Genomic DNA, 9,180 nt, shown 5'->3' with positions numbered 1-9,180 from the left:
TCCGGCACCGAGGGCGCTGCCGGAAACAGGAGGAGCTCGAGGTTGTCGTCGGACAGCGCCTCCGGCAGCGGCCAGCCCAGCCCAGCCCAGCCCGGCCTTCCGGGCCCGCCCGATTTAGGCCCCGACAGTTCCTTTTCCCATCGGCGCCGCAAGTCGAAGAGGGCGCCGTGAATGCGGTCTTGCCGAGCTTTGGAACGAAAAGCTTGCGCTGGGTAAATGGTGACGATAGTCACCTTCCACTCCCAGTTGCGCAGTGTCCGCTGGAACGTGGGAGGGTTGAGTTCTCGTGCCCTGAGTTTGGCTGCACGGCCGTGGCGGCGGTATCGCTTCCATCCCCCCCCAGGAACTTGTGATGACCCCAAGCTCCGTCACGGTCGTGTTCGCTGTCAACATGTGGAGGGTCTCACGGGGGCACATGGCGGCGGCAGGACAAGTATCCCGTCATCTCACCACGCGATCCTGGAGTGCAGGACGACAATGGCTGAGCCCCAGAATATCAGGATTGAACCCGCCGCTCTCGAGAGGCCACGGCCAGCCGGGAGACATTTCTCAAGCGCAACGTAGGCGGAGAGGCCGACGATCCAGTAGAGGTTCATGATGCCGCCGACGAAAAGCAGTGCCATCAGAACCCAGCAGCATGCGAGGCAGTAGGTCCCGTGCTCCATCCCCATGCGGAACGCGCCGCCGGTACGCGGCCTGCGGCGTTCGCTGAAAAAATGCATGGGCGAGCGGCAGTGATCGAGGCAGGAGGCTTTCAGGGCGGTGAACTGGAATGCACCGGCGGCGATCAGAAGAAGGCCGCCGGGCAGAGGGCTCGCCAGCGCCATCATGGCGGGCGAGACGACCCCTGCGACCTCGGCCCCCCATTGCGCCAGCGTGGCCAGAAGGCTGAACCCGGCCCAAGCGGAGATGTAGCCGCAGAGGAAGGCCGCAGACGCCGTGGGGAGGGCGCCACCGCTTCCGCCATGGCGCAGAAGGGCCGCGTGCAGCAGGATGGCGGGCGTGACGCCGGGCAGCATCATCGCAATCATCATCACCCACCACATCAGGAAGACAAGCAGCGCGCGGGACGGGCCCCAGGCACCCGGTTCATGCATGCGGGTCGTGTCCCGCATCCCTCCCGTCGCCGTCATTTCCAGCGAGGACATCTCCATGCCAATGCCGAGGATCGTGTAGAGACCGGCCAGCAGGAACAGCACCCCCATCGCCGAGACGAGCAGGACGCGGTCCCGGCAGAGCAGGCGTTCGACGGCGCTGAGCTCCGTCATGGACGGGCCTCCCTGTGCTCAGGCGGCTTCGAGAACGCCGTCGTTCGACATGTGGATGTCGGTGATATAGGCATGACGGTCCTTCATCTCGCCCATTCTGATGTCGCCGCTGGTTTGCGTCGTGCCGTGCGCCACCTCGGAAACGCGGAACTCGAACCCGTGCGGCAGCTCGATGCGCGCGCGATGCGGCTCGCCGGTCACCGGGTTGCGGATCGGGTAGGTCAACATCTCGACGACGCCGGGAATGGTGCAGCGTCCGGTACGGTTCTCCATGTCGATCTCGAGCGTGATCGGCTTGAAGAGCGTCTCGAGCTTGGTCGAGCACATCGCCGCGAGCATCCAGAACATGGTCGCCATCTCGCGGGTGTCCTGCCCGCTCATGATCCGTTGCAGGGCGTCCCGCTGTGCCGGGCTGGCGCTGTCGTCGATGACGAGCTGGATCGTGCCGTTGCCCTCGTGGATCGGCCCCGGGAATTGCACCAGCATCGCGGTCACTGTGCCGCCGAGGCCGATATCACCGTAGAACCCGCTCTCCCACCGGAATGCGCCGACGAACTCGCAATTCCCGTAGGTCGGCCGCGACATGAACTGGCAGGGGCAGCCCGCGTCGCAATTGCAATTGTTCAGTTCCTGTCCGTGAATTTCCCAAGGGGTCATGTCCGCCTCCCGCTTGCCTCTGATACTCTACACTAGCACACTTTCTGGTAGAGTTCGGAGTTTGCCGGGGCTTGGACTGTCAATGGCTGGTGCCGCTTCGCGCCCAGACGCGCCATAGGCTGTTGACTATCGGCGCTGGTGCCAGACATCCGAGTTTCCCCATGGCGCTCGGTGCGAACCCGTCCAGCAGCGCCATCTCCGTCACCGGCAAATGACCTGCCCCGGAGCGGGCATGCTCCGGGACGCGGCGCATCGAGCGATCCCGCAAGTTTCCCGCACCAGTGCCGTGCAAGCTCCCGTACCGATCCCGCGCCGAGGCGCAGGCTTGGCCTCATCACGTTAGAGGAGGCATGGATATGACTTGCGAAATAGCCGGCATCATTCCGGGTTGCACGGCGGCCATCGTGGCCACAGGAATCGCGGCCCTTCTTCCAGCCGCGGCGATACCGGTCGACATGGCCATGGCACCACCTGCTGCCGCGACGCTCGGCGCCGCTGCGGCCGGCCTTGTGCCGGACATCGAGACCTGGCTCGATAGCCATGTTCCATTTGCGCCAAAGCCGGGAACCCCGGAAATCCGCCTGATTGATGCGAATGCGGCACATGCCATGGCACCCTTTACCCAGCGCGAGGACCTGCGGGTGCGCGGGCTCTATGATCCCGCTCTCGACACTGTCTATCTGGTGCGGCCCTGGTCGGCGGATGACGTGCACGACGTCAGCACGCTGGTCCACGAACTGGCGCACCGGCGGCAGGCCGGGCTGGCGGACTGGAACTGCAGCGGCGCAGAGGAACTCTCGGCCTACCGGGTCCAGGAGGCCTGGCTTGGCGAACGGGGCCAGACCGGCCGGACCGACTGGTTCTCCGCCGCGCTGGCAGCTCAGTGCGGGCCGAGGGACATCCATCCGTGACCTTTGTCGTCTCCGGGGAAAAGCATCGCCATCCCGGGCGCATCGGTTGCGAGCGTGGCCTGGGCCCGGCTCACTCCGGCAGCCCGGCGCGTGCGAGTGCTGCCATCCAGGTGCGGATATTCGCCTCGCCGCGGATCGGGAAGAACAACAGCAAATTCGACGCGCGCAGCGACGGCTCGAGACGCAGCAGCTCGGCCATGGCAGCTCTCGCACCGTCGGCATCGCCGCTGCCTTCGCGGGCAGCGGCAAGCGCGCACCAGGCAATCATGACGTTGGGGTTTCCCGTCACGGCGGCTTCGGCCCAGTCGGCCGCCTCGCTTGCGCGGCCCTCCGTGAACAGCGCCCAGGCCGTGGCGGCCTGCATCATCATGAACTGCGGATCCTGCGGACTCAGCCGCATCGCCCGCGCGACATGCTCCCGAGCGGTCCTGCCCAGCCCGAGCCACACATGCATCCAGCCGGAAAACAGCCAGCCCCAAGCCAGATTGGGGTTCAGCGCCAATGATCGTTCCGTCAGCCGCACGCCTTGCTCGGGCTGCCCTGCGATATAGCCCAGTCCGAGTCCGGCCACCGCGAGCACCAGCGCATCGTCGGGAGCCAGCTCGGCCGCCAGCCGCGCGAGCCTGAGGGCATCCGCCGTTTCCGCGTCCATGTCGGTCATCCAGCCGGAGGCCTTCCGCTGAGAATAGCAGCGCACCAGCATCACATGGGCCGCGGCAAATCCGGGATCCAGTTCGGCTGCCCTGCGGAAATGGGCCATGGCGCGTTCGCAGGACACCTTCGACCAGCGGTGCATTTCCGGCAGGCCCCGCAGGTAGTAGTCGTATGCGTCGAGGTTCGCGGTCGGCTTGCGCGACGATCGCGCGATCTCGGCCGCCTCGAGTCTCGGCAGCAAGGTTCCCGCAACGCGTGCCGCGATGCGGTCCTGCAGCGCAAATATGTCGCTCAGCGCTTCGTCGTATGTCTCGGACCACAGGATGCTTCCTGTTCCGGCATCGGCCAGCCTGACGTTGATCCGCACGGTGCTGTCGCTGCGCTGCGCGCAGCCCTGGACAAGGTAGCGCGCGCCAAGTGCCCGCCGGACTTCGGACGGCGGCCCCTCCGCTCCGAGCGTGAAGCTGGAATTGCGGGCGATCAGGTCGATGCCCCGCACCCGGCTCAGTGCCGTGATGATCTCTTCTGCAATGCCTTCGGCAAACCACTTCTCTGCGCCTGCCAGGGTCTGGAACGGCAGCACGGCCACCGAGGGCCGTGGTGGCTCCGCTATCGGATTGCGGGCGGACGCGGAGTCTGCTGCACCCGCGCGGATCTCCTGGAATAGCCGCACTGTTTCGACTTCCGGCGCCACGTCCAGCGCCGCCCTCAACAGTGCCGAGAAGTCCCGGTAGGCTGACATCGCTTGCACCCGGTCGCCCGCTGCAGCAAGTCCTCGCATGAGCAGTCTGCAGGCGCGTTCGCTTTGCGGATCGAGACGCAGGCTCCGCCGGGCGGCGGCGATCATCTTTTCAGGATCGCGGTTTTCGGCCATCAGGGCAAGGTAGCGCATGCTCGCCTGGTCGGCAGTCTGCCGCAGGCGTGCGGCGCGCTGCACCCGCCATTCCTCGAAACCCGGTTCATCGACGGTCAGCCCGTCCAGAAGGTCTCCGCCCCACAGCGCGAGCGCCTGGTCCAGGGCTTCTTCCCGGTCCGACCGCGCCAGCGTCTCGAACTCCGCGATGTCGAGCCAGCAGGCGGAAGGATCGGCACGGACCGCCTGGCGCCCGGCCTCCAGCATCGCCGCCCCGGCTCCGAGCGCTTGCCGCAGATGCCCGAGTGCATGTTTCAGGCTGTCTCGGGCGCGCGCCTCGGAACTTTCTCCCCAGAGCAGCCCGGCCAACCGCTCGCGCCGGTGAAGCCTGCCGGGCTCGGCAGCCAGGAAAGCAAGCAGCGCACGCTCCTTCTGGCCCGGCAGATCGACAGGCGTGCCTGTGACACTCGCCGAGAATCCACCGAGCAGCCTGATTTCTACCAAGGCCATGGATGTGCTCCTCCGCGCCTCGAGAATAGGCTGCAATGGACAGGGAAAGAAGTGATTTTGCGCCGGAGCGGCCTTGGGCAGGATGCCCTGGTTTCGGTCACGTCCCTCCGAGTTCCCTTTTCGGAGGCGGCAGAGAGACTGACTCGGCGTCGGAGGACCTCGGCACTCCGCTCGCAGGGCGGGAGGCACGCGCGCGCTGCCGAAGGGCACATCCAGGGCAAGATCGTCCTGACCGTCGATTGAGCGCAACCAACCACCGGGGGTGAAGCTTTCCCCGGTGGCCCGGAAATGGGAACCACCATGTTATCCAAACACCAATACGCGGCTGGCAGTCCCGATTGGCTGGCAATGGTCGGCGAAGTCCTTTTGACCGCCGACCGCGCGGCAGAGCTGCCCGCCGATCTGACCTTCTCCCTGGTCGAGCACTACATCGACGGCCCCGAAATCGCGCCGGGCCTTTTCCAGGGTCTCCGGTTCGATATCACGAAGGGTGTGCCCGGCTTTCGCGTGGGGGTAAGGCCGGGCGAAGTCGGCGACATCACCATCCATGTGACGTCTGAAGTGGCGCGGAGATTGAACCAGCTTTACGCCTCTGACCCGGCGCTTGCGCAGGTTCGGCAAGCGGCGCTGGCCAGCGATCAGTTGTGCATTCAGGGGGACCCCTCCAGGCTTGGGGCCTGGTTCGCCGCGTCCCATGACGAGATCGTGTCCCGGACACGGGTTTCACCTTCCGGGAAGTGCTTGAACGCGGCGCAGTTTCAGAACTTCTAGGCGAGGGAAACCTTCAGGTTTCGGAAGGCTATCAGTGTAGCACCTTACCCGCGGCTGCCCCACGTGCGGTGCGACTTCGGAAGATGATGTCTTGATCCCTTGAACCGCATTTGTGCCGCGTCCAACTCATAAAACTCAATGACTTGCCGGAACGCGGCGGCCAAAACTCTTCGACTGGCATAAACGGTCCCTGGCCGGGCGCGGTTTTCCGTGACGTTCCGTCGGCGGCGCACCGCATTTTCTCTTCGGAATCGAGCTCGGCGTTCTGCGGAAGGACGAGGGCGGCGGGCGCAGCTGGAGCTTCAGCCTCGCGGTGCCCGGAGCTATCCCTGCGAATAATTCATAATTGGGCCTATCGATCAAAAAGGAGATTTTCGACGGCCCTTTGGTGGGCGGCGCCATCCGTTCCGCGGGACGGGAGCAATCGCCACGGACACGAGGTCCTGACGGGCGCATCACGCTGGGTAGGTGCCTGGTCATTGACCCGGCCGACGGCACGCGGCAGATCCGGCGGCAGGAATGGGGAACGCCATGGAACGAACCGAAGACATCCGCGCCAAGCTGGAAAAGCTCGAACAACTCTTTGCCCGCGGTGCCACGCCTGGCGAACGCGCCGCAGCCGGCGCAGCCCGGGACCGGCTGGCCGAAAGACTGAAATCCTCGGCTGACGAAGCCGAGACCGAGCTGCAATACTCGCTACCGGACGCATGGGCGGTGCGCATCTTCGTTGCGCTCTGCCGCAAGCACGGCGTGAAGCCCTACCGGTATCCACGGCAGCGGCGCACCACCGTGATGGTCCGAGTCCGGCCGGAGGCCTTCGACAGAACCGTTGGTGCAGAGTTCCGCGCCCTACACGCGGAACTGGTGGCGTATTTCAAGGATACGGTCGATCACCTGATCGCCGACGCGATGAGGTCCGACGGCGACGACGAGAACATTGAGACGGCGCTGATCGGCGAATAGGATCCCCACCGTGGCTGAAGGGTTTGGCAAGGCCGACTGCGGCAAGCGGAATTGCTGCGCCGCGGCGGAGCCAAGTTGGCGATCCTGGAGAAGCGACCGCACGCTCGCCGCGATCCCCGTCGTGCAGATGCCGTAATGGGGCTCGGCGCGAGTCGTCACCGTTTTGCCTTGTCTGCGTGGTGCAGGTTCGGTGCCGTTGCCCTCGGCGCACGGAACGCGTCGATGGGGTCATGCTTGGAGGCGGCCCCTTTCCCGCAAAACGAGAGGGCAACGTCATGGATCTTTTTGTCGGCCTGGATGTCTCGCTTGCCAGCACAGCCATCTGCGTAGTGACTGCTGCCGGGAAGGTTGAGAAGGAGGCCTCGGCTGCCAGCGAACCTGAGGCACTGATTGAATTCCTGCATCAGCTGAGTGGCCGGGCCGCTGCCGTCGGCCTGGAAGCTGGACCGCTATCCCAATGGTTGCACAAGCACCTGACGGAAGCTGGGTTCGAGACCGTGCTGATGGAAACACGGCACGTGAAGGGCGCGCTGAAGGCGATGCCCATCAAGACCGACCGGAGGGATGCGGAAGGCATCGCACGGTTGCTGCAGATGGGATGGTTCCGCCCGGTTCATTGCAAATCGGTATCCGCTCAGGAGATGCGCGCCCTTCTGGGGGCGCGCAAGTCGATCCATCAGGCCGTAATCAACCTGGAATTGTCGATCCGGGGAACACTGCGGAACTTCGGGCTGAAGCTGGGAAAGACCAGCAAAGCGCGTTTCGAAGCGCGCATCCGGGAACTGACTGCAGGCAATCCCCTGCTGGAAGTCGCCACGGATGTGGTTCTGAAGGCCCGGGCGGAGTTGCGCCGGGACTTGGCGATCCTGGAACGGCATCTCCGGGATCATGCCAAGTCCGATCCCGTCTGCCGCCTGATGATGACGATGCCCGGCGTGGGTTCGATCATCGCGCTTACGGTGAAATCCGCGATCGACGATCCGGACCGCTTCCGCCGTTCCAGGGATATCGGCCCATGGGCTGGCTTGACCCCGCGCCGCGAGCAATCGGGGCAGCGCGATGTCATCGGCCAGATTACCCGGGCCGGGGATGTCGGATTGCGTACGGCGCTCTACCAGGCTGCGATCGTGATGCTGAACCGCGGGCGGCGCAACTGGCTGACCGCCTGGGCATTGCGCGTTTCCCAGCGGCGCGGGAGGAAATGCGCAACCGTCGCCCTGGCACGGCGCATCGGCATCGTCCTCCATCGCATGTGGCGCGATGATTGCGAATTCCGCTTCACGCGAGCGGAAGCAACGGCGGTGCGCGCGGCTTAAGCCGCTGAAATCTCGATCCGCAGAATAAGGAGGAGCTGTGCTGCGCCGGAGTGCGCATGATTACCGGGGTCCCAAGCCGGGACGCGGTTCCCGACGATGCCGCAACAACCCTCGCATCATCCTCTGAATGCGCCGTTCAGATCGGCACGCGGGAACCGCTCTTGAACCTGGCATGATGTGGCAGCCAACGCGCTGACTACGGACGGAAGCATTATCCTGATCTTGGGACCGCCCCGGCATTCCTCGACCCGTTTGCGGCATCCCGCGGCAACGGCCCAACGGCCGCAGCATGTGCCGTCGCCAAATGAAACCGGCCCCGTCAAGCGCGCCATGCAGCACCTCATGACGCGTTGATTGCGTGTTCCCGTCCGATCCTTGACGTAAGCCGCCCCATTACAGAAGAAGGGTAGTTGTCACCGTCCTTCAATCTGAAACCATGCTGTTGATTTCCGTTGAGAACTGACCCGGGCAGCCCGGAAATTTCCACTGAGAACTGACCCATGTTTGAACTCGCCCCCGACTTGATCATCGGGGGTCAACGGAGTGATCGACATGGCAATTCCGAGCGTGATCCGACGCCGGGCATTGAGGGACCAGCTCTCGATCCGGGAAATATCCCGGCGTACCGGGCTATCCCGGAGCGAGGCGCGCGCCGCCACTGGTCCGAGCCCAATGGGCGACGGCATCAGCTGGAGGATCCGGTGGCGGGCGTCCTGCACGTTCTTCTCGACCTGTCCCTTCTCCCACCCGGCCGCGGGATTGCAGAATTCCGGTTCAAACACGTAATGGCCGGCCATGCTCAGGAAGCGGGCGTTGACCTGCCGCGTCTTGCCCTTGCCCACCCGGTCCACCGCCGTCTTCATGTTGTCGTAAATCCCCCGCCGCGGGACGCCGCCGAAGACGCGGAAGCCATGCCAATGGGCATCGAACAGCATCTCGTGGGTCTGCAGCAGATAGGCCCGGACGAGGAGTTGCCATCGACCGCGCCACCGGTCCGAGCGGCGATGGCAACGCGGCTGTGCGCCAGCTTGATATGCGCCACCTGAAGCTTCGTGTGCTCGCCGCCGATCGTCGCCATTCAATCAATTCATGGCCTCGCTCCAGTCGAACTGGAAGGCCTCGCCGGGCTCGAAGGCGAGCGGCACGAAGGTGCCGCGTCCGGCGCCCTGGCTCTCGCGCTGCCGCCCGAACTTCGACAGTTGGAAGCTCAAAATTGGCCTGTTCGCACAGGCGGGTCTTGTAAAATCAAAGGGTTGATCGGTCGGAATGGTGCCATT

At 64.9% G+C, this 9,180-nt stretch carries 8 protein-coding genes and 1 pseudogene; 4 read left to right on the top strand and 5 right to left on the bottom strand.

Features of this window, described 5'->3' with window-relative positions:
- From FGX59_RS38370 to FGX59_RS34930, 3 genes are all read right to left on the bottom strand, one after another.
- On the bottom strand, nt 1–233 hold a 233-nt coding region (locus FGX59_RS38370), incomplete at its 3' end, for a hypothetical protein (RefSeq protein WP_206078526.1).
- 213 nt (nt 234–446) lie between these two features.
- Nucleotides 447–1,268, bottom strand: coding sequence for a DUF2182 domain-containing protein (locus tag FGX59_RS34935; protein ID WP_138473114.1), 822 nt, complete (start codon nt 1,266–1,268; stop codon nt 447–449).
- A gap of 18 nt (nt 1,269–1,286) precedes the next feature.
- Nucleotides 1,287–1,925, bottom strand: a complete 639-nt coding sequence (locus FGX59_RS34930; RefSeq protein ID WP_138473112.1) for a DUF1326 domain-containing protein — start codon at nt 1,923–1,925, stop codon at nt 1,287–1,289.
- A 350-nt stretch (nt 1,926–2,275) separates the two neighbouring features.
- On the opposite strand from FGX59_RS34930, the gene FGX59_RS34925 reads away from it, so the two are divergent.
- Entirely contained in the window at nt 2,276–2,836 is a 561-nt protein-coding gene (locus tag FGX59_RS34925; protein ID WP_138473110.1) for a DUF6647 family protein, read from the top strand.
- 70 nt (nt 2,837–2,906) lie between these two features.
- On the opposite strand, the gene FGX59_RS34920 is transcribed toward FGX59_RS34925, so the two are convergent.
- Nucleotides 2,907–4,853 carry a BTAD domain-containing putative transcriptional regulator gene (locus tag FGX59_RS34920; protein WP_138473108.1) on the bottom strand — a complete coding sequence of 649 codons (1,947 nt, stop codon included), beginning with the start codon at nt 4,851–4,853 and terminating at the stop codon, nt 2,907–2,909.
- 288 nt (nt 4,854–5,141) lie between these two features.
- On the opposite strand from FGX59_RS34920, the gene FGX59_RS38365 reads away from it, so the two are divergent.
- From FGX59_RS38365 to FGX59_RS34905, 3 genes are all read left to right on the top strand, one after another.
- The gene (locus FGX59_RS38365) at nt 5,142–5,624 is read left to right on the top strand and encodes a hypothetical protein (RefSeq protein ID WP_206078525.1); all 483 of its coding nucleotides are present in this window, start codon (nt 5,142–5,144) and stop codon (nt 5,622–5,624) included.
- Between the two features lie 531 nt (nt 5,625–6,155).
- Nucleotides 6,156–6,587, top strand: a complete 432-nt coding sequence (locus FGX59_RS34910) for a hypothetical protein (protein ID WP_138473105.1) — start codon at nt 6,156–6,158, stop codon at nt 6,585–6,587.
- A 275-nt stretch (nt 6,588–6,862) separates the two neighbouring features.
- Nucleotides 6,863–7,903, top strand: coding sequence for an IS110 family transposase (locus FGX59_RS34905; protein ID WP_138473103.1), 1,041 nt, complete (start codon nt 6,863–6,865; stop codon nt 7,901–7,903).
- Nucleotides 7,904–8,583: 680 nt separating this feature from the next.
- Here the strand turns inward: FGX59_RS34905 and FGX59_RS34900 are convergent.
- Nucleotides 8,584–9,180, bottom strand: a pseudogene (locus FGX59_RS34900) (hypothetical protein); the annotation flags it as partial.

The sequence above is a fragment of the Poseidonocella sp. HB161398 genome (assembly GCF_005870025.1).
GTDB lineage: Bacteria > Pseudomonadota > Alphaproteobacteria > Rhodobacterales > Rhodobacteraceae > Mangrovicoccus.
The sequence above is the reverse complement of the archived record's forward strand: the minus strand, read 5'-3'. Positions and strand labels throughout refer to the sequence as shown.

Bases quoted from the DNA above. Each gene is read 5' to 3' on its own strand.
- FGX59_RS34935 (WP_138473114.1), bottom strand. From the start codon at position 1,268: ATGACGGAGCTCAGCGCCGTCGAACGCCTGCTCTGCCGGGACCGCGTC.
- FGX59_RS34930 (WP_138473112.1), bottom strand. From the start codon at position 1,925: ATGACCCCTTGGGAAATTCACGGACAGGAACTGAACAATTGCAATTGC.
- FGX59_RS34925 (WP_138473110.1), top strand. From the start codon at position 2,276: ATGGATATGACTTGCGAAATAGCCGGCATCATTCCGGGTTGCACGGCG.
- FGX59_RS34920 (WP_138473108.1), bottom strand. From the start codon at position 4,853: ATGGCCTTGGTAGAAATCAGGCTGCTCGGTGGATTCTCGGCGAGTGTC.
- FGX59_RS38365 (WP_206078525.1), top strand. From the start codon at position 5,142: ATGGGAACCACCATGTTATCCAAACACCAATACGCGGCTGGCAGTCCC.
- FGX59_RS34910 (WP_138473105.1), top strand. From the start codon at position 6,156: ATGGAACGAACCGAAGACATCCGCGCCAAGCTGGAAAAGCTCGAACAA.
- FGX59_RS34905 (WP_138473103.1), top strand. From the start codon at position 6,863: ATGGATCTTTTTGTCGGCCTGGATGTCTCGCTTGCCAGCACAGCCATC.